The following is a 17,792-nucleotide window of genomic DNA, read 5'->3' on the forward strand; positions in this document are numbered from 1 at the left end:
GGGGCTGGCCAGCGCCAGCCCACCAAGAAGAAAGCCGGGGTATCCACACCCGGCCATTGAAAGCAGTTGGTTACAGAACCATACCCATAACACTATCAGGAGTCGATCCATGAAACGCTTTCTCTCCCCCCTGTTGCTCGGCCTCTTGACCGTCGGCCTGATCGCTTGCACCAAGCAAGGCCCGGATAGCCAGCCTGCCGCCAGCGCGACCCCGGCGGCAGCCGGCAACAACACCGTAGGCCTGTCGATCTCGACACTGAACAACCCCTTCTTCGTCAGTCTCAAAGACGGGGCCGAAGCGGCGGCCAAGGAACAGGGCATCACCCTCATCACCGTGGATGCACAGAATGATCCGGCCAAGCAGATCGCCAATATCGAAGATCTGATCCAGAAAAAGGTCAGCGTCATCCTGATCAACCCGGCCGATTCCGATGCCGTGGCCGGTGTGGTCAAACAGGCCGAAGATGCGGGCATCAAGGTAATTTCGCTGGATCGCAGCGTCAACGGCGCACCGGTCACCAGCCACATCGCATCGGACAACAAAGCCGGCGGCAAGATGGCGGCGGAATTTTTGCTGGAAAAAATCGGCGGCAAGGGCAATATCGTCGAGCTGGAGGGGATTCCGGGCTCCAGCGCCGCCCGTGAGCGGGGCGAAGGCTTCAATGCCGGCATCGCCGGCAAGTCGGACGTGAAAGTGGTTGCCAAGCAGCCAGCCGACTTTGACCGCGCCAAGGGCTTGTCGGTGATGGAAAACATCCTGCAGGGCAACAAAAATGTGGTCGGCGTATTCGCCCACAATGACGAAATGGCACTGGGCGCGCTCAAGGCCATCGAGGCTGCCGGGGTGAGAAACGTCGTCGTTGTCGGCTTTGATGCCACCGATGATGCCGTGAAGGCCGTGAAGGAAGGTAAAATGGCCGCCACCGTGCAGCAAAAACCGGATCTGATCGGCAAGATGGGCGTGCAAACGGCCAAGCAGGTCATTGACGGCAAAGCGGTCGACGCCAGCATTCCGGTACCGCTGGATCTGGTGAAACAATAAGCCACGGCCCCGGTTCCGGGGCTGACGTGACGCAACAGGCCGGTACAGACCGGCCTGTTGCATATCCGGCGCGCAATCCGCCCACCCCGATCAACCACACGTCCGGCGTCCCGCACCGGACCAGTTGCAGGCCAGCAGGCATGAGCCAGTACGAACGCCTCACCATTGACGACATTGCCAGACTGGCCGGTGTCTCCAAAACCACCGCCAGCATGGTGCTGAATGGCCGGGCGGCGGAATACCGGATTGCGGCAGCCACCCGAGACCGGGTACTCGCGGTCGCCGCCGAGTATCATTTCAGCCCTTCGCAATCTGCGCGCACACTGCGCAACCGCAGCAGTGGCACACTCGGCCTGGTTATCCCCGAGCTGACCAACTTTGCCCATGCCATGCTGGCGCAGGAGCTGGAAATCCAGTCACGCGCGCTGGGCTACCAGTTGCTGCTGGTTACCAGTGAAGATGATCCGGAGCGCGAGGACGAGGGCATTCGCCACCTGCTGTCGCGTCAGGTTGACGGGTTGCTGGTGGTGCCCAGCGCCGTCGACGCCGAGGCCTATTCCCGATACGCCCAGCGCACGCCACTGGTGCTGGTCGATCGCCGGATTCCCGACAGCCCCCTGCCCTTTGTCGTGACGGCCGCCGAAGGCATGGTGGCCGATCTGGTCGCTGAACTTGCCACAGCACCGGACGTGAACGAAGTGGTTTTCTTCGGCGGGCAGCCGGATTTCTCGCCCAGTATTGATCGGCTGGCAGGCTACCGCGCCGGGCTGGCCCGCGCCGCCTTGCCCGAACAGGAAGGCTGGGTATGGCAGCGGACGTTCCAGCGCCAGTCCGGTGCCGAATTGATGGCAGCCTGCCACGCGGCGCTGGGGCATTATCCGCAGGTGGTGTTTGCCGCCTCGATCACGCTACTGGAAGGCGTGCTGGCATACATGAAGGAACACCACCTGTTCCGCAACCCGCCGCGACTGGCGTCATTCGACAACCACGATCTGCTGGATTGCCTGCCGGTTGCCGTCGACAGCATCGTCCAGGATAGCGCGGGGCTCGCCGCCGCCGCGCTGGCTCGAGTCCTGGCGCTACGGGAGGGGCAGCGCATCCAGTCCGAATGGGTCGCCGCCCGGCTACTACGCCGTTCGACAAGCGCATAAAGAACCAGGTATAGGCGGGAAGCCTGCCAGCCCAAAGGGCTATAGCCCCATACCCTAGACAAGATAACGCGCAAGCACTTGCCGCAGCAGATCAAAATTGATCGGCTTGGTCAGGAAATCGTCCATGCCGGCATCAAGGCAGGCTTGTTCGCTTTCCTGCAAGGCATTGGCCGTCAAAGCAATGATCGGCAGGGTAGCAGTTTGCGGCTGCTGCCGCAGGCGGCGGGTCGCCTCCAGACCATCCATGACCGGCATCTGGCAATCCATCAGGATCAGGTCAAACTGGTTTTCCGCGGCTTTTTCCAGTGCTTCCAGCCCATTGGCGGCCAGCGCCACCTCACACCCCAGTCGCTGCAAGCCGATGGCTACCACGCGCTGGTTGAGCGGATTGTCCTCCACGACCAGCACCTGTCCACGCAGCGTGGCCACCACCGGGATCGGCTCCTGCAACAGCACCGGCCCCGTACCACCGAGCAGCTGGTGCAAGGCCTGCAGCCAGGTATCCAGACCGAAGACCGGCTTGAGCAACAATCGGCGCTTACTGCCTTCCACCCAGCCCGCTGGAGCATGCCAGCCGCTGTACAGCAGGGGTGGCGCTCCCGACCAGTCCAGCAGCGGCGAAACAACCGCGCGGGGTGATTCATCAATAATCAGCAGATCAAGCAGCGGCAACTCGGTGGTAGCGGCCAGATCCAGCAATACCACTCCTGCAGCCCGCAGCACCTGTAGCAGCCGCTCGTCGCGCCAGGCGGGGTCGCCCACCCAGCCAATGCGACGCCCCTGCAGGAATGCGGCGGCACGTGCATCGGCATCCACCGGGGCAAATTGCTCTGCCTCAAGCGGCAGTACACAGCAGAACGTTGAACCTCGCCCCGGAGCTGACTCGACCGTGATGTGTCCGCGCATCAGCTCGCACAGCAACCGGCAGATGGCCAGCCCCAGCCCGGTACCGCCAAAGCGGCGAGTCGAACTCGAATCCGCCTGGTAAAAGCGCTCGAACAACCGTTGCTGCCGCTCCGCAGCGATACCGATTCCGGTATCACGGACCTCCAGCTCGATGCAGCCCGAGCGCCAGCGTACCGACACCCTCACCCCGCCCGCTTCGGTGAACTTGACGGCATTGGCCAGCAGATTGAGCACGATCTGCCGATAACGCAGCGCATCTCCCAAGACTCGCACCGGCACACCAGGCGCAATATCCAGCAGGAATTCAATCCGCCGCTCTGCTGCCCGGGGGGCCAGCATGCGGCAGGCTTCGCGCGTGACCTGCACGAGGTCGAAAGGCAGATGATCCAGCTCAAGCTTGCCCGCTTCGATCTTGGCGAAATCCAGCAAATCATTGATCAGCGCCAGCAGCGCCTCGCCGGAATGGCGGATGCTCGCCAGCTGCTCGCGCTGCTCGTGATTGAGCGGTGAAGCCGCCAGCAGCTGGGCAAATCCGAGCACACCATTGAGCGGGGTACGGATTTCATGCGAAATCGTGGCCAGAAATTCGCTCTTGGCCCGGCTGGCTTCCTCAGCAGCATCACGCGCGATGCGCAGCTCTTCGGTCTGCAGCGACAACTGCTGGTTCGCCTGACGCAAGCCTGCTTCAAAACGCTTGCTGCGCATCAGCTGCGACAGAATGGCGGCAAACAGCTTGATGACTTCGCGTTGACCAGGCGGCATCGGCCGGTGCCGGATGAAGTTGTCACAGGCGATCCAGCCGAGGATCTCGCCTTCATGATGCAACGCCACCAGTGCATTCCAGCCGCGCCCGACCACCTGCTTGTCGTAATACAGCGCGGCATCTTCCTTGACCACGACTTCGCCGGGGCGCGCGCGCGCGACACCAAACATGTCATGCACCGGGCAAGCGCTGCGATACCAGCGCTCATCGGTCACCCTGCCCTCGTTATCGGTTCCGTAGGTCCCCAGCATGTCGCCACTGTCCGCGTCGTACTCGAACAAGCCCATGCGGTCGATGTCGAGCTGGCTGATCGCCAACGACACGGCGCGGTGGTAGAGCTGATCCAGATCGGCGGCTCGCGTGAGCTCCAGTGTCACCTCGCCCAGACGCTGCAACAGCAGGCGCTCATCTTCAATGCGGCTGAGGCTGGCATGCAGTTGCCCGGCCTCCAGGTGGCAGAAACGGCCGGCTTCATCCTGTTGCCGCCGGTAGACAAGCACCGCCGCCAGTGCGGCACATTCGCCCAGAAACACCGGACTGGCACGCAAGGTTTCGAAATCACCCATCCGCTCGGCCTCGGCAAACAGCACGGCGATGAGCCGCCCTTCGTCAACAAGCGGCAGGATCAGCTGGTAGCGCGGGCTGGGTTGCGTACCGGCCGGCACCCATAACTCGTCGGTTGGCGCGGCACTGGCCAGCATGGTCAGGGCCGGGGATTGCAATTGGTTCTGCAGGGCCTGTGCCGGCAAACCGTAGAACGTATCAAGCCCCTGCAGTTCCGGATACTCAAGCGCAGCCTGCCCCTGAACGAACTGCGCCCGCGCGCGCAAGCGACCCTGGTCTTCGAAAAGAAGCACGACACGGCGTGCCTGCAGTGCACAGGCAAAGCCTTCGACCAGCGTGATGCCCAACCGCTCCGGCGCTGCGGTGCGCACCGCTTCGGCCAGACCCTGAATCATGGATGCCTGCATGACGGCCAACCTGAAAACTGACAATAATATTATGTTTGCACGGCAAAAAACTGTCTCGCAGATTGTATAAATCTTGGCAGCGTTTGCAACAGCCACAGGGCAGCCAATCCCTCCGGCCAGGGCAGAACACCACGTACACCGCCGGCACTTTGCGCTACAATTGCGGTTTTTCCGCACACCCAAAATACGCTCAAGGAGAGTACACATGTCGTTGGCTGATCGCGACGGAGTCATCTGGTATGACGGCAAGCTGGTGCCGTGGCGCGATGCCACCACCCACGTGCTGACCCACACCCTGCATTACGGCATGGGCGTATTCGAAGGCGTGCGTGCGTACGAAACCCCGAAAGGCACAGCGATTTTCCGCCTCCAGGACCACACCGAACGGTTACTGAATTCCGCCAAGATCTTCCAGATGAAGATCCCGTTCACCGCCGAAGAGCTGAACGAAGCGCAAAAAACCGTCGTGCGTGAAAACGGCCTGAAATCCTGCTACCTGCGTCCGCTGTCCTTCATCGGCAGCGAAAAGCTGGGGATCGCCGCGACCAACAACACCATCCACACCGTCGTGGCCGCTTGGCCTTGGGGTGCGTACCTCGGCGCCGAAGGCCTGGAAAAGGGCATCCGAGTGAAGACCTCGAGCTTCACCCGCCACCACGTCAACGTGTCGATGGTGCGAGCCAAGGCCTGTGGCTACTACATCAACTCCATCCTGGCACACCAGGAAGCGGCCGCCGACGGCTACGACGAGGCGCTGGTCCTCGATACCGAAGGCTATGCCTCCGAGGGCGCCGGCGAGAACTTGTTTGTCGTGAAAAAGGGCAAGCTCTACACGCCGGACGTGGCCTCCTGCCTGGACGGCATTACCCGCAACACCGTGCTGACGCTGGCGCGCGAGGAAGGTATCGAAGTCATCGAGAAGCGCATCACCCGCGATGAAATCTATACCGCTGATGAAGCATTCTTCACCGGCACCGCCGCAGAGGTGACGCCGATCCGCGAACTGGATAACCGCCCGATTGGCGCCGGTATCCGCGGCCCGGTCACTGCCCGCCTGCAGCAGCGCTATTTCGATTGCGTACAGGGCCGCGACCCGAAGCACGAAGACTGGCTCACCCTGGTATAAGCCGTAAGACCAAGCGGGATATGGCCCATAGAGCCATACCCGCCAGCGACGACTGGAAGAGAACATGGAACTGAAAGAAAATACCCAACGTGAAATCGAAGTCGGCGCCGCCGACCTGCCGCTGCACTGCCCGACCCCGGATCAGGTGAAATGGAATTCGCACCCGCGCGTTTTCCTCGATGTCACCAAGATTGGCGAGGCGCTGTGCCCCTACTGTGGCACCCGCTACAAACTGCGTGCCGGCGAAGTGATCAAGGGTCACCACTAAGCGTTTCCCATCTGCCAAAGCGGCGCCGGGCATCCCGCGCCGCTTTGGCCTTTGTATTGCCTGATGAAAAAAATACTGATTGTCGCCCCCGCCTGGATTGGCGATGCCATCATGGCGCAGCCGCTGTACATGCGCTTGCACCAGCGCCACCCCGGCCTGCAACTGGATGTACTGGCTCCGGCCTGGACGCGTCCGCTGCACGCCCGCATGCCTGAAGTCCACCAGGCCATCGACAACCCCTTCGGGCATGGCGAGCTGGGCTTGCGCAAGCGCTGGCAACTCGGACGGCAGCTGAAAGCCGCGCATTATGATCAGGTCATCGTGCTGCCGAATTCGCTGAAATCGGCACTGGTGCCGTGGTTTGCCCGCATTCCGCTGCGAACCGGCTGGGTCGGCGAGGCGCGCTACGGTCTGCTCAACGATTCCCGCAAGCTCGACCCTTACGCCCTGCCACTGATGGTCGAGCGCTTTGTCGCACTGGCGGAACCTGCCGGGCAAGCGTTCCCTCGTCCGGCACAGCCGCGCCTGAGTGTTGATACCGCCCAGCGCGATACCACGCGCGCCCGCCTGAAACTACCAACCGACCTGCCGATTGTGGCGATCTGCCCCGGTGCCGAATACGGCCCGGCCAAGCGCTGGCCGGCACGCCATGCCGCCGCGCTGAGTCTCGCCTTATTGGAGCGCGGTTACCAGGTGTGGCTATTCGGCTCGGACAAGGACGCGCCCATTGCTGGCGAGATTGCCGCACAGGCCCCTGGTGTCGTCGATCTGACCGGCAAGACCAGCCTGTCGGAAGCCATTGACCTGATGAGTCTCGCACGCGGAGCGGTCTGCAATGATTCCGGCTTGATGCATGTGGCAGCGGCACTGAACCTGCCGCTGGTGGCACTGTACGGCTCCAGCTCGCCGGAATTCACCCCCCCCCTATCGCACCGGGCGCAAATTGTATCGCTGGATCTGGATTGTGCGCCGTGCTTCGAGCGCACCTGTCCGCTAGGACACATGAACTGCCTGAACGAGCTGGAACCACAGCGGGTACTTGATACCCTGCTACCCATGCTCCCCTCCCCCATTACTAAATTCGGCGTCTGAAGGATACCCCATGTCGCACCTCGAACACCTCGACCTTGCACCGATCGCTGGCGTCAACGGCAGCGTTGTCCTGCCCGGCTCGAAGAGCATTTCCAACCGCACGCTACTGCTGGCCGCGCTATGCGAAGGCAGCACGCTGGTACAGGGCCTGTTGGCTTCCGACGACACGCAGCGCATGCTCGAAGCACTGGAAGCACTGGGCGTGAAGGTCGAGCAACAGGGCGACAGCCGCGATTTTCTGGTGCATGGCTGCGCCGGAAGTTTTCCGAATAAAGCGGCCGACCTCTTCCTGGGCAACGCCGGCACAGCCTTTCGCCCGCTGACGGCGGCGCTGGCGCTGTCGGGCGGGGAGTACCACCTGCACGGCGTGCCGCGCATGCACGAGCGTCCGATCGGCGATCTGGTCGACGCCCTGGTGCAGGCTGGCGCAAAGATCGACTATCTGGCCAATCCGGGTTTCCCGCCGCTGCAGATCCACCCGGCGGAGCTGTCCAGCGACCGCATCGCGGTGAAGGGCAACGTGTCCAGCCAGTTCCTCACCGGCTTGTTGATGGCGCTGCCACTGACTGGCCGCGACATGACCATCGAAGTGGTTGGCGAGCTGATTTCCAAGCCCTACATCGAAATCACCCTGAACCTGCTGGCGAAATTCGGCATCGAAGTTGTCCGCCGCGAGTGGAAGGAGTTCTTCATCAAGGGCGGCCAGACTTACCGCAGCCCGGGTCAGATCTTTGTCGAGGGCGATGCCTCGTCGGCGTCCTATTTCCTGGCCGCCGGCGCGATCGGTGGCGGCACCGTGCGCGTCGAAGGCGTCGGCCGTGATGCCATCCAGGGTGACAAGCGCTTTGCCGACACGCTGGCGCAAATGGGCGCTCAGATCACCTGGGGCGACAATTTCATCGAAGCAGCGCCCCCCGCGGACGGGCAACTCAAGGCCATCGACGTGGATCTGAACCACATCCCCGATGCGGCTATGACCATTGCCGTGGCCGCGCTGTTCGCCAGGGGCACGACGACCATCCGCAATATCGAAAGCTGGCGCGTGAAGGAAACCGACCGTCTCTCTGCCATGGCCACCGAGCTGCGCAAGGTCGGCGCCACAGTCGAAGAAGGCCAGGACTATATCGTCGTCACCCCCCCGGCGCAGCTGATTGCCAATGCTGCCATCGAAACCTACGATGACCACCGCATGGCGATGTGCTTCTCGCTGGTGGCGCTCGGCGGCGTGACGGTGCGGATTCTCGATCCCAAGTGCACCGCCAAGACCTTTCCGACCTATTTCGAGGAACTGGCGCGCATCAGCAACTGAGTGCGCCGAATAATCAAAAAGGCCAGTCAGTGACTGGCCTTTTTTGCGAGCCCGAGGCGCAAAACTAGTCGGCGCGCTCGACCCGGCTACGGGTTCTGGCCGGCTGCGGCAGCAAGGTATCGCGGATCTGCTGGAAAACACGTCCCGGGCTGGTCCAGGCCGGAAGACCGGTCGGATGGCTGCGGTGCTTGGCCTGGGTTGCGGTCTGGCTGCGGTTCATACACTCACTCCTGAAATCGGGCCACCGGCCCTGGAAACGGGAATACGGTATTGCCACTACGGAGCGCATGGTACTCGCCTTTTCCGCATTTGTTTACCCGCTGTTACAATTCTCTTGCTGTCACAAACACCCAATCGTCATGTCAATGACATTTACCCAATAAGCCGCAGGGTATAGACCCAAAGCAGGCGTTTCCCAAATGATCTGAGCCGATACCCCTCCATGTCCAAATCCACGCTCCTACTCTGCTCATTCCTGCCACTCATCAGCACCGCTGCACTGGCCGTCGTAACCGACTTCCCCGCCAACCAGATTTCGGTCAGCGGGCGCACCCGGTTTGCCGAAGGACAGTGGCAAGCCACCTGGCCCGGGGTGAACTGGAGTCTGCGTTTCAGCGGTAGTGCGCTGGGTATCCGGCTAAACGATGCCAAAAACTATTTCAACGTGGAAATCGACGGCAAGGTTGCCCGCCAGATTAGCCCCGAAGCCGGCGAGCGCAGCATCTGGTTGCGAAATCTGGGCGATGGCGAGCATCAGGTACGGCTGATCAAACGCACCGAATCCCCCAAGGACACAGGCACCGTGCTGGGCTTCCAGCTGGACAACGGCAAAGTGCTGCCCCCACCGGAACTGCCCACCCGACGCATCGAATTCATTGGCGACTCGTATACCGCCGCACTGGGCAATCTGTCTGGCAAACGCGAATGCACTGAAGAACAGGTCTGGCTGAATACCGACATCACACAAGGCTTTGCTGCGCAGACAGCGCGTGCCCTGCAGGCCGACTGGCAGACCAACGCCATGTCGGGAATGGGTGTGCTGCGCAACTGGAACGGCAACAACCCCGAGCACGACTTCCGAACCTTCTACCCGCTGACACTGCAGACCGAGCCATCCAGCCGCTACGACTTCGCCTGGAAACCACAGGTGGTGGTCATCGGGCTCGGAACCAACGATTTCTCGACGCCCGTGCGCGCTGGTGAAGCGCGCAACCAGGAACAACTGGCGCGCGACTGGCTGGCCGCCTACAAGGGCTTGCTGGGCGAGGTGCGTACTCGCTACGGCAAGCCAGTCATCATTGTTACCGGCGCCTATTTGTGGCCGGATGACCGCCTGCGGCCCCTGCTACAAAAGCTGGTAGCCGACGAACAGCAGAGCGGCCAGCGGATCAGCTTTCTGGACTGGGGCAAGCTGGAGCTGACAGGTTGCAGCTGGCATCCCAGCCTCGCCGATCATCGGCGCATGACCGAATTGCTGATTAGCCGGATTCGTGAACAAAATCCTGCCTGGCCCAATCCTTAAGGACGGAATCCCGCCAATACGGGCCGCAGTTCTCGCCCCATCTGGTCAGCAATACGCGCCTGTCCCGCGGCTGTGGGATGCAGCTGATCAGCCTGGAACAGCCGCCGGTCATCCCCCAGCGGCGCGAGCAGGAACGGTGTGAACGACAGCTTCTGCTCTCTGGCCAGCCCGACAAACGCCTGCTCGAATTCGCTGGTGTATTCCGGACCATAATTGGGCGGAATGCGCATGCCGACCAGATGTACACGAGCTCCGGCTGCGCGGGCCTGCTGCACCAGGCGCGTCAGATTCATCCGCATGTCGCGCACCGGCAGGCCACGCAAACCATCGTTGGCTCCCAGCTCGATAATCACCAGCGCCGGCGCATGCTGTTTAAGCAGCGCCGGGAACCTCGTCACCCCTCCTGCGGTCGTTTCACCGGAGACACTGGCATTGATTACCTGCCAAGGCGAGCCGGACTGCTGCAGCGCCAGCTGCCACAGCGCCGGCCAGGCCTGACTGGCTGGCAAGCCGTAACCTGCAGACAGGCTGTCGCCCAGTACCAGTGCCTTGGGTGCTGCCGCCCACCCCGCAAGCGGCAGAATTAGCAGTACACTGCCCAACAACTTTGCCCAGAATTTCCCGACCATGCCGACCACCTCTTTGAACTGCAACGCACTGCTCGCCGCCCGCCAGCTCGGTAAAACGGTCACGGCCGGCGATGAATCACTTACCATCCTGCATGATATTGATTTCAGCCTGCCGGCGGGAGAATCTCTGGCGATTGTTGGCGCATCAGGCTCGGGCAAATCGACCCTGCTGGCACTGCTGGCCGGCATCGACACCCCCAGCCAGGGCGACGTGCTGCTCGATGGCGTTTCGCTAAGCAGCCTGAATGAAGATGGCCGCGCAGCGCTGCGCGGACGGCTGGCAGGCTTTGTCTTTCAATCATTCCAGTTGCTCCCGGACTTCAGCGCACTGGAAAACGTACTGGTACCGCTGGAGCTGCATGGCACGCCCGCAGCCGAAGCACGGGCAAGACACTGGCTGGAGCGGGTAGGACTGGGACAGCGCCTGGGACACACGCCCCGTCAGCTTTCGGGAGGCGAACAGCAGCGTGTTGCATTGGCGCGCGCGTTTGCCACCGAGCCCCGACTGGTCTTCGCCGACGAACCGACCGGCAGCCTGGATACCGCCACCGGCGAGCGCATCGCCGACCTGATGTTCGAGCTGAATGCCGCGACTGGCACCACGCTGGTGCTGGTCACCCACGACCCGAAGCTTGCCGCACGCTGCAGCATGCAGCTGCAGATCCAAGGCGGGCGGCAGGGTGCGCTGCACGTCCAGTCCATGCCAGACGGGTGGCCGGCATGATACGACTGACGACCCGACTGCTGCGCCGCGATCTGGCGGCGGCGGATTTCCGGCTGCTGTTGATCGCGCTGGTGATTGCGGTCGCGGCCATCACGGCGGTCGGAATGCTGGCCGAGCGCGTCAAAGGGGCTCTGACCGGGCAGGCCAACTGGCTGCTTGCGGCCGATGCCGCACTGCTGAGCGATCATCCATTGCCACAGCACTACCGCAACGGACAATTGCGGATGGCCAACACGGCAACTTTTCCAAGCATGATCCGCAGCGACGGTCGCACCATGCTGGCGGCCATCAAGGCGGTGAGTGCGCACTATCCTCTGCGAGGCAAGCTCGACACAACCCTGGGCAATGCACCTGCGCCACTCGCGGGCGAAGCCTATATTGACCGGCGCATTGCCGAGCAATGGCAACTGAAACCCGGTTCGCGCTTCCAGCTCGGGCAAAGCACCTTGACGGTACGCGCCGTGATCGTTCGCGAACCGGATGCAGTCATTGATTTCAGCAGCCTGCAACCTCGCGTACTGATCAACGAGGCCGACCTGCCGGCCACCGGCCTGCAGGGCCCCGGCAGTCGTGTCAAATACGGCTTGCTGTATGCAGGCGAAGCCTCTGCTGTAGCGGCCTGGACTGCGCAACTGAAACCGCAACTGCAACGCGGAGAACGACTGGAAGATGCCCGCGAAGCGCGCCCCGAAGTTAAAAAGGCGCTGGAAAGAGCAGACCGCTTTCTGCAGCTAGCCGGGCTGCTGGCAGCCCTGCTCGCAGGTGTCGCCATCCTGCTGGCCGCGCGCCGTTTCGTACAGCGGCATTACGACAGTGTGGCACTGCTGCGTACGCTTGGTGCCAGCCAGCAACAGATCCGGCAACTGCTCGGCGGCGAACTGCTCGCACTGGTACTACTTGCCAGCCTGAGTGGCGGCCTGCTTGGCTGGCTTGGCCAGGGGGCACTGGCAGAAATCATGGGGTATTGGCTGGAAAGCACCGGAAATCAAAGTCTGCCAGCCAGTACCCCACTACCGTGGCTATGGGCCTGCGCCTATGCCTTGCTGCTGCTGGCTGGCACCGCAGGGCCCCAGCTACTGGCACTCAGCCGGACACCACCACTGCGTGTACTGCGCCGGGAACTGCAGCCCGGCCTGCGTCTCGGACTGCAATGGAGCATTGCCGCGCTGGCCACGCTCGTGCTGCTATGGCTGACCGCGCGTGACCTCAAACTCGCCTTGCTCACCGCCGGCGGCCTGCTGCTGGCCGTTGTGCTGTGCGGACTGGGCGGCTGGCTGCTAATCCGCCTGCTGCTGTCATTGCCCGGTGCTCATTGGCGACTGGCCCTTCGGCCTCTGGCGCGGCAGCCTGGACTGGCCGTCGTACAGCTTGGCGCGCTGACCCTCGGCATCACCGGACTCTGCCTGCTGACCGTGACCCGCAACGATCTGCTGGCCGGCTGGCAGCAACGTGTGCCCAGCGAGGCACCCAATCACTTTGCGATCAATATCCAGCCGGAACAAGCCCAGCCACTGGGGGCACTCTTCCGGGCCCATGGCCTGTCAGAGCCCGCGTTTCAACCCATGATCCGGGGGCGCTGGATGGCGCGCAACGGCCAGCCGGTCGAGCCGGCCAGCTATCCAGATGAGCGTGCACAGCGACTGGCCGAGCGTGAATTCAACCTGTCCTGGGGAGAGGCATTGCGTGCGGATAACCGCCTGCTGGCCGGTCGTATTCCCGCTGCTGGCGAGCAGGGCTGGACAGTTGAAGCCGGGCTGGCCAAGACACTGGGCATCGGGCTCGGCGATACGCTGGAATTCGATATCGCCGGCACCCGGGTCACGGCACCGGTACTGGCCTTGCGTGAAGTGAACTGGGACTCCTTTCGCCCGAATTTCTTTGTCACAGGCACAGAGGGAATGCTGGCCGGACAGCCAAGCAGCATGATCACGAGCTTCTACTTGCCAACGGATCGGCGCGGCATATTGCCAGAGATCGCCAACCACTATCCGAACATCACCCTGCTCGATATCGGGCAGTTGCTCGACGAAGTGCGGCGAATTCTGCTGCTGGCCACCGAGGCACTCCAGCTGGTACTGGCTTTCTGCCTGGCCGCGGGATTGACCGTACTGGCCGCCGCACTTGAGCTGAATGCCGCGGAGCGCAGTCGCGAGGCGGCGCTACTGCGCGCACTGGGCGCCACGCAGTCACGCCTGCGCCGCCTTTGGCTGACTGAGCAGAGCGTGCTGGGTGCGGTAAGTGGCCTGACCGCCGGCATGGCCGCCAGCAGCACGGGCTGGGCACTGGGACATTTTGCCCTCGAAGTGCCCGTTGCCTTCAATCTGTGGCTCCCTTTGCTGGCGATGCTAGCTGGCATGCTGCTGGCGGTATCGGTGAGCATGTGGCGACTGCAGAGACTGGCCAACAGCACACCGGCAGCACTGTTGCGGTAATACGCCACAGGCATCATCCGCAACCGGTTTGCGCGCGCGCAAAACATTGGTCACATAAGACAGGCATTCTCGGGGCAGAGACTACCGGAGTATCGCTTATGTCCACGCAACGAATCGAAGGATTGCTGCCAGCCGGCCTGCCGGCACTGATCCGCAAGCATCTGGGCACCCCCATCATACGGGTCGACAAGTCGGCCGGCAGCCTGGCCGACATTTACCGCATCCGCGGTGAAGATGGCGAACTGATTGCCAAGTGCTATCGCCAGCCAGGCCAGGCCGCACGCGAGGCCGCCAGCCTGGAACTGCTGCGCCAGCACAGCAGGATCGCACTGCCCGAGATCATCGACGTACATCGTGCCGGAGAAAATGGTGAAGCGCTGTTGATGACAGTGCTGGCTGGCGAACCGGCCAGCCATGTACTCGACTCCCCGGTACTGATCGACCGCTTTGCCGATGAATGCACCGATCTACTGCTGGGCTGGCACGCCCTGCACGGCGATGGCGTCTTTCAGACCCGTGCCGGGGTTGCCAGCGATGACTTCTGCAGCAGTTACCGCGCCGAGCTGGCCGCATTATGCGACTGGCTGCACGGCCCGATGGCGGCACAGTTGCTCTACCTGAGCCAGCGCGACGCACTGCTTGATCTGGCTCGCCAGTTCGATCAGTTGCCCGCGTCCAGCGCCACACACCCCAGCCTGATCCACGACGAATGCCATGCAGCCAATTTCCTGGTGGATCCGGACACACAAAGACTCTGCGGCGTGCTGGATCCAGGCTGGGTACGTTTTTCGCACCGCGAACTCGATCTGCGCCACTTGCGCGAAGTCAGGCCAGATTTCCGGCTTCTGGAGACCTACTTGGCCAAATTCCCGCTGGACGATGGACTGCATGCACGGCTGGCCTTCTACAGCGTCTGGGAGGGGGTACGCCACCTCCAGGCCGGCGGGCGTTACAACCAGGAAGAGCTGAACCGCAAGGTAGCCAAGGCGCGAGCACTGGTGCCTCGTGCGGTACCTGCTTAATGTATCGCCCTGCATTGATTTGCGGGGGCTACCACGCAATACCCAACAAAAAACCTCGCCGCGGCGAGGTTTTTTGTTGGGTATTGCCCGGACTCAGACCGAGAACGAGGAGCCACAGCCACAGGTGGAAACGGCATTCGGATTCTTGATGGTGAACTGCGAGCCTTCCAGACTTTCGACGTAATCGATTTCAGCGCCAACCAGATACTGGTAGCTCATCGGATCGATCAACAGCGTCACGCCATTCTTCTGTACGGCCGTGTCATCGTCGTTGGTAATCTCGTCAAACGTGAAACCGTACTGGAAGCCGGAACAGCCGCCACCGGTCACGAACACGCGCAGCTTCAGATCCGGATTGCCCTCTTCCAGAATCAGCTCGTTGACCTTGGCTGCAGCGTTGTCAGTGAAAATAAACGGCAGCGGAGTATCGGTTGCGGTGCTCATCGGGTGCTCCGAAATAGTTGACTAAACAAGTAGGATTATCCGCGCTCGCACGCGTGCGGTCAATTGGCTTCCTTGACCGTCTCCACGCTGGCCGGGTCGACTTCGACGCGCTGGCCATTGGCTAGATGGATCAGCCGCCCTTCGATGATTGCTCCGGCATGCATTTCCAGCGTCTGATAGCTCAGGTCACCACGCACGCGCGCTTTGGGCTGCAATTCGACATACTTCAGCACTTCGATCGGGCCATTGATTTCGCCGTTCAGGATCAGATGGCTGCAGCGCACGCTGCCGGTAATGACAGCTTTTTCACTGACCACCAGTGTCCCGTTTTTCGGGTCTGCTGCAACGACATCGCCGTCGATTTGACCATCCACGCGCAAGCCACCGGCAAAAGCCAGATTACCCGTTACCGTACTACCCTGGCCAATTAGACTGTCGATCTTGGTACTGCCTTTCTTGTTGCCGAACATGTCACTCCCCCTGTTTATGCTGGCAGCTGGCCAGCACGTTGTTGTTCTCGCCCACGAGCCTGGCCTCCAGCAGTACAGGCCTTGCCCCCGCCGGAAGTTTGAGCACCCCTTCCCGATTGCCATAATGCCGGAAGCTTACCGGCTGGTCGGGCACAGTTAGTTCGGCCTGCTTGCCTTCGCTACGGTACTGCATACTCACGCGCAGCGTGCCGCTGAACTGTGCATCACGGTTGATGCCCTGCACCAGCAGTAGCCGGTAACGCCAGGCATTATCTGCCTCTGCCACGGCGTTGCATACGGCCAGATCTACCGGCTTGCTGCGGTTATTTGCCTGCAGCAGCGATTGGAAGAAAGCCAGCGTCTCCTGCTGAGTACTCAACTGGCCTCGCAGGCTCGCCAGCTCGCTGGCCTGCGCCGTTCGTGCTGCATCGCTGATGCGCACCCGCTGCGCCAGCAGGGCTTCTCGGGCCAGCACTGCGGCAAGCTCGGTCTCCAGATTTGCTGCCCTTCCTGCCCCCGAAGCAGCACTGGCAATAGCCGGCACGGACTCAACGGAGGAATGAGTCAGTCGGCCAGACACAAACCCGGCGACCAGCAGAGCCACTGCTAGCACGAGGCGCAACAGCCAATCCCGCACCGGGTGCCCGGTACGAACCTGTGGCGGCAGCGAAGCCAGCCGCATGCGTCGCGCACGATGCCAGCGCTTCAGCGGCATGCCGCATATCCTTGCCTACCCGTCGCCACGACTGGTGCGGGTACCATCCTGTCTGCCCACATGCCTCGATCCTTCATTTCCGGATAGCGTCAGATAGTAATGCAAAATTCCGATGGGCGGTACGGAACACACCGCCGCGCGGTATGCAGAAAACACAAAAGCCACCCGAGAGGGTGGCTTTTTGCGTGGGCAAGCAGTCCGGCGTAATCGGAAGATTAACGCTTGGAGAATTGCTTGCGACGACGAGCGCCGCGCAGACCCACTTTCTTACGCTCAACTTCACGAGCGTCGCGGGTAACGAGGCCAGCAGCCTTCAGGGTCCCCTTCAGGGCTGCATCGAAGTCGACCAGAGCACGGGTCAGACCGTGGCGAATCGCGCCAGCCTGGCCAGTTTCGCCACCGCCGGTTACGTTAACCAGAATGTCGAAGGCTTCGAGGTTGTTGGTCAGCACCAGCGGCTGACGAACGACCATGCGGCCAGTTTCACGGGCAAAGTATTGGTCAACCGGCTTGCCGTTAACCACGATGTTGCCAGTACCCTTCATCAGGAATACACGAGCAACAGCGCTCTTGCGACGACCGGTACCGTAGTTGTACTTACCTACCATTTTGCAATCCTTTCCTATACGCCGGCTTACAGAGCCAGGGCTTTCGGTTGTTGCGCAGCGTGCGGATGCTCGCTACCGGCATAAACCTTCAGCTTCTTGATCATGGCGTAGCCGAGCGGGCCTTTCGGCAGCATGCCCTTTACGGCCATTTCCAGCGCACGACCCGGGAACTTGTTTTGCATCTCGGTGAAAGTACGCTCATAAATGCCACCCGGGAAACCGGTGTGACGGTAATACTTCTTGCTGGTGGCCTTGTCACCGGTCACGCGCAGCTTGTCAGCATTGACTACAACGATGTAGTCGCCACAATCTACGTGCGGGGTGTACTCAGCCTTGTGCTTGCCGCGCAGGCGCTTGGCAACTTCAGCCGCAACACGGCCGAGCACCAGATCGGTGGCATCGACTACGAGCCACTCGCGCTTTACCTCATGCGGCTTGGCGGAAAAGGTTTTCATGACTGCTATTCCACGTTTTCTGATTTCGAGAAAGTCGCAAATAATAAACGACGGAGCAAGGGCATGTCAAACCCAAGATGCTCCGCGTTGCGACGATGCTGGCTTTCGGACTCGTGCTCAGTATGAATCGGGCGTGCCGCAGC

18 protein-coding genes are annotated in these 17,792 nt (G+C 61.9%); 10 read left to right on the forward strand and 8 right to left on the reverse strand.

All coding sequences use genetic code 11. The annotated features are described in order from the left end of the window. Positions 1–109: 109 nt before the first annotated feature. Both rbsB and INR99_RS13135 read left to right on the forward strand, forming a co-directional pair. Positions 110–1,042, forward strand: coding sequence for a ribose ABC transporter substrate-binding protein RbsB (gene rbsB, locus INR99_RS13130; protein ID WP_194116807.1), 933 nt, complete (start codon positions 110–112; stop codon positions 1,040–1,042). A 140-nt stretch (positions 1,043–1,182) separates the two neighbouring features. Next, on the forward strand, positions 1,183–2,193 hold the full coding sequence (locus INR99_RS13135) for a LacI family DNA-binding transcriptional regulator (protein ID WP_194116808.1): 1,011 nt from the start codon (positions 1,183–1,185) through the stop codon (positions 2,191–2,193). 54 nt (positions 2,194–2,247) lie between these two features. Here INR99_RS13135 and INR99_RS13140 read toward each other — a convergent pair whose 3' ends face one another. Next, positions 2,248–4,833, reverse strand: coding sequence for an ATP-binding protein (locus INR99_RS13140; protein ID WP_194116809.1), 2,586 nt, complete (start codon positions 4,831–4,833; stop codon positions 2,248–2,250). A gap of 205 nt (positions 4,834–5,038) precedes the next feature. On the opposite strand from INR99_RS13140, the gene INR99_RS13145 reads away from it, so the two are divergent. The 4 genes from INR99_RS13145 (at position 5,039) to aroA (ending at position 8,628) form a co-directional block, all read left to right on the forward strand. Further along, positions 5,039–5,959 (forward strand): branched-chain amino acid transaminase, encoded by a 921-nt coding sequence (locus INR99_RS13145; RefSeq protein WP_194116810.1) that lies wholly within the window; start codon positions 5,039–5,041, stop codon positions 5,957–5,959. Between the two features lie 64 nt (positions 5,960–6,023). Then, positions 6,024–6,227 (forward strand): zinc-finger domain-containing protein, encoded by a 204-nt coding sequence (locus INR99_RS13150; RefSeq protein WP_194116811.1) that lies wholly within the window; start codon positions 6,024–6,026, stop codon positions 6,225–6,227. 60 nt (positions 6,228–6,287) lie between these two features. After that, on the forward strand, positions 6,288–7,319 hold the full coding sequence (waaF, locus tag INR99_RS13155; RefSeq protein WP_228098316.1) for a lipopolysaccharide heptosyltransferase II: 1,032 nt from the start codon (positions 6,288–6,290) through the stop codon (positions 7,317–7,319). Between the two features lie 10 nt (positions 7,320–7,329). Beyond that, positions 7,330–8,628 (forward strand): 3-phosphoshikimate 1-carboxyvinyltransferase, encoded by a 1,299-nt coding sequence (aroA, locus tag INR99_RS13160; RefSeq protein WP_194116813.1) that lies wholly within the window; start codon positions 7,330–7,332, stop codon positions 8,626–8,628. A gap of 64 nt (positions 8,629–8,692) precedes the next feature. Here aroA and INR99_RS13165 read toward each other — a convergent pair whose 3' ends face one another. Continuing rightward, positions 8,693–8,848 (reverse strand): hypothetical protein, encoded by a 156-nt coding sequence (locus INR99_RS13165; protein WP_194116814.1) that lies wholly within the window; start codon positions 8,846–8,848, stop codon positions 8,693–8,695. 222 nt (positions 8,849–9,070) lie between these two features. Here INR99_RS13165 and INR99_RS13170 point away from each other — a divergent pair, with 222 nt between their 5' ends. Continuing rightward, positions 9,071–10,150, forward strand: a complete 1,080-nt coding sequence (locus tag INR99_RS13170; protein WP_194116815.1) for an SGNH/GDSL hydrolase family protein — start codon at positions 9,071–9,073, stop codon at positions 10,148–10,150. Here INR99_RS13170 and INR99_RS13175 read toward each other — a convergent pair. Continuing rightward, positions 10,147–10,779 carry an arylesterase gene (locus INR99_RS13175; RefSeq protein ID WP_194116816.1) on the reverse strand — a complete coding sequence of 211 codons (633 nt, stop codon included), beginning with the start codon at positions 10,777–10,779 and terminating at the stop codon, positions 10,147–10,149. The genes INR99_RS13170 and INR99_RS13175 overlap by 4 nt on opposite strands. Between INR99_RS13175 and INR99_RS13180 the strand changes: the two genes are divergently transcribed. From INR99_RS13180 to INR99_RS13190, 3 genes are all read left to right on the forward strand, one after another. Next, positions 10,778–11,503 (forward strand): ABC transporter ATP-binding protein, encoded by a 726-nt coding sequence (locus tag INR99_RS13180; protein WP_194116817.1) that lies wholly within the window; start codon positions 10,778–10,780, stop codon positions 11,501–11,503. The two genes, INR99_RS13175 and INR99_RS13180, sit on opposite strands and share 2 nt — an antisense overlap. Then, complete coding sequence (locus INR99_RS13185; protein WP_194116818.1) at positions 11,500–13,935, forward strand: ABC transporter permease; 2,436 nt, start codon at positions 11,500–11,502, stop codon at positions 13,933–13,935. The genes INR99_RS13180 and INR99_RS13185 overlap by 4 nt, the downstream gene beginning before the upstream one ends. 98 nt (positions 13,936–14,033) lie before the next feature. Further along, positions 14,034–14,957, forward strand: coding sequence for a phosphotransferase (locus INR99_RS13190; RefSeq protein ID WP_194116819.1), 924 nt, complete (start codon positions 14,034–14,036; stop codon positions 14,955–14,957). A gap of 93 nt (positions 14,958–15,050) precedes the next feature. Here INR99_RS13190 and erpA read toward each other — a convergent pair whose 3' ends face one another. From erpA to rplM, 5 genes are all read right to left on the reverse strand, one after another. Then, positions 15,051–15,401, reverse strand: a complete 351-nt coding sequence (erpA, locus tag INR99_RS13195) for an iron-sulfur cluster insertion protein ErpA (RefSeq protein WP_194116820.1) — start codon at positions 15,399–15,401, stop codon at positions 15,051–15,053. 59 nt (positions 15,402–15,460) lie between these two features. Continuing rightward, a complete protein-coding gene (locus tag INR99_RS13200) occupies positions 15,461–15,871 on the reverse strand; it encodes a bactofilin family protein (protein WP_194116821.1) in 411 nt (136 codons plus the stop codon). A gap of 1 nt (position 15,872) precedes the next feature. Continuing rightward, positions 15,873–16,586, reverse strand: a complete 714-nt coding sequence (locus INR99_RS13205; RefSeq protein ID WP_194116822.1) for a DUF6776 family protein — start codon at positions 16,584–16,586, stop codon at positions 15,873–15,875. A 215-nt stretch (positions 16,587–16,801) separates the two neighbouring features. Continuing rightward, positions 16,802–17,194 (reverse strand): 30S ribosomal protein S9, encoded by a 393-nt coding sequence (gene rpsI, locus INR99_RS13210; protein ID WP_194116823.1) that lies wholly within the window; start codon positions 17,192–17,194, stop codon positions 16,802–16,804. A 26-nt stretch (positions 17,195–17,220) separates the two neighbouring features. Continuing rightward, on the reverse strand, positions 17,221–17,649 hold the full coding sequence (gene rplM / locus INR99_RS13215; RefSeq protein WP_194116824.1) for a 50S ribosomal protein L13: 429 nt from the start codon (positions 17,647–17,649) through the stop codon (positions 17,221–17,223). Positions 17,650–17,792 lie beyond the last annotated feature (143 nt).

This window comes from Chitinilyticum piscinae, from assembly GCF_015223195.1.
Classification (GTDB): Bacteria; Pseudomonadota; Gammaproteobacteria; order Burkholderiales; family Chitinibacteraceae; genus Chitinilyticum; species Chitinilyticum piscinae.

Excerpts from the sequence above, each read along its gene's own strand:
- INR99_RS13185 (WP_194116818.1), top strand. The coding sequence starts at position 11,500 with ATGATACGACTGACGACCCGACTGCTGCGCCGCGATCTGGCGGCGGCG.
- rbsB (WP_194116807.1), top strand. The coding sequence starts at position 110 with ATGAAACGCTTTCTCTCCCCCCTGTTGCTCGGCCTCTTGACCGTCGGC.
- rpsI (WP_194116823.1), bottom strand. The coding sequence starts at position 17,194 with ATGGTAGGTAAGTACAACTACGGTACCGGTCGTCGCAAGAGCGCTGTT.
- INR99_RS13135 (WP_194116808.1), top strand. The coding sequence starts at position 1,183 with ATGAGCCAGTACGAACGCCTCACCATTGACGACATTGCCAGACTGGCC.
- INR99_RS13165 (WP_194116814.1), bottom strand. The coding sequence starts at position 8,848 with ATGAACCGCAGCCAGACCGCAACCCAGGCCAAGCACCGCAGCCATCCG.
- INR99_RS13200 (WP_194116821.1), bottom strand. The coding sequence starts at position 15,871 with ATGTTCGGCAACAAGAAAGGCAGTACCAAGATCGACAGTCTAATTGGC.
- INR99_RS13175 (WP_194116816.1), bottom strand. The coding sequence starts at position 10,779 with ATGGTCGGGAAATTCTGGGCAAAGTTGTTGGGCAGTGTACTGCTAATT.
- INR99_RS13190 (WP_194116819.1), top strand. The coding sequence starts at position 14,034 with ATGTCCACGCAACGAATCGAAGGATTGCTGCCAGCCGGCCTGCCGGCA.
- INR99_RS13150 (WP_194116811.1), top strand. The coding sequence starts at position 6,024 with ATGGAACTGAAAGAAAATACCCAACGTGAAATCGAAGTCGGCGCCGCC.
- INR99_RS13205 (WP_194116822.1), bottom strand. The coding sequence starts at position 16,586 with ATGCCGCTGAAGCGCTGGCATCGTGCGCGACGCATGCGGCTGGCTTCG.
- rplM (WP_194116824.1), bottom strand. The coding sequence starts at position 17,649 with ATGAAAACCTTTTCCGCCAAGCCGCATGAGGTAAAGCGCGAGTGGCTC.
- INR99_RS13140 (WP_194116809.1), bottom strand. The coding sequence starts at position 4,833 with ATGCAGGCATCCATGATTCAGGGTCTGGCCGAAGCGGTGCGCACCGCA.
- INR99_RS13170 (WP_194116815.1), top strand. The coding sequence starts at position 9,071 with ATGTCCAAATCCACGCTCCTACTCTGCTCATTCCTGCCACTCATCAGC.
- erpA (WP_194116820.1), bottom strand. The coding sequence starts at position 15,401 with ATGAGCACCGCAACCGATACTCCGCTGCCGTTTATTTTCACTGACAAC.
- INR99_RS13145 (WP_194116810.1), top strand. The coding sequence starts at position 5,039 with ATGTCGTTGGCTGATCGCGACGGAGTCATCTGGTATGACGGCAAGCTG.
- INR99_RS13180 (WP_194116817.1), top strand. The coding sequence starts at position 10,778 with ATGCCGACCACCTCTTTGAACTGCAACGCACTGCTCGCCGCCCGCCAG.
- aroA (WP_194116813.1), top strand. The coding sequence starts at position 7,330 with ATGTCGCACCTCGAACACCTCGACCTTGCACCGATCGCTGGCGTCAAC.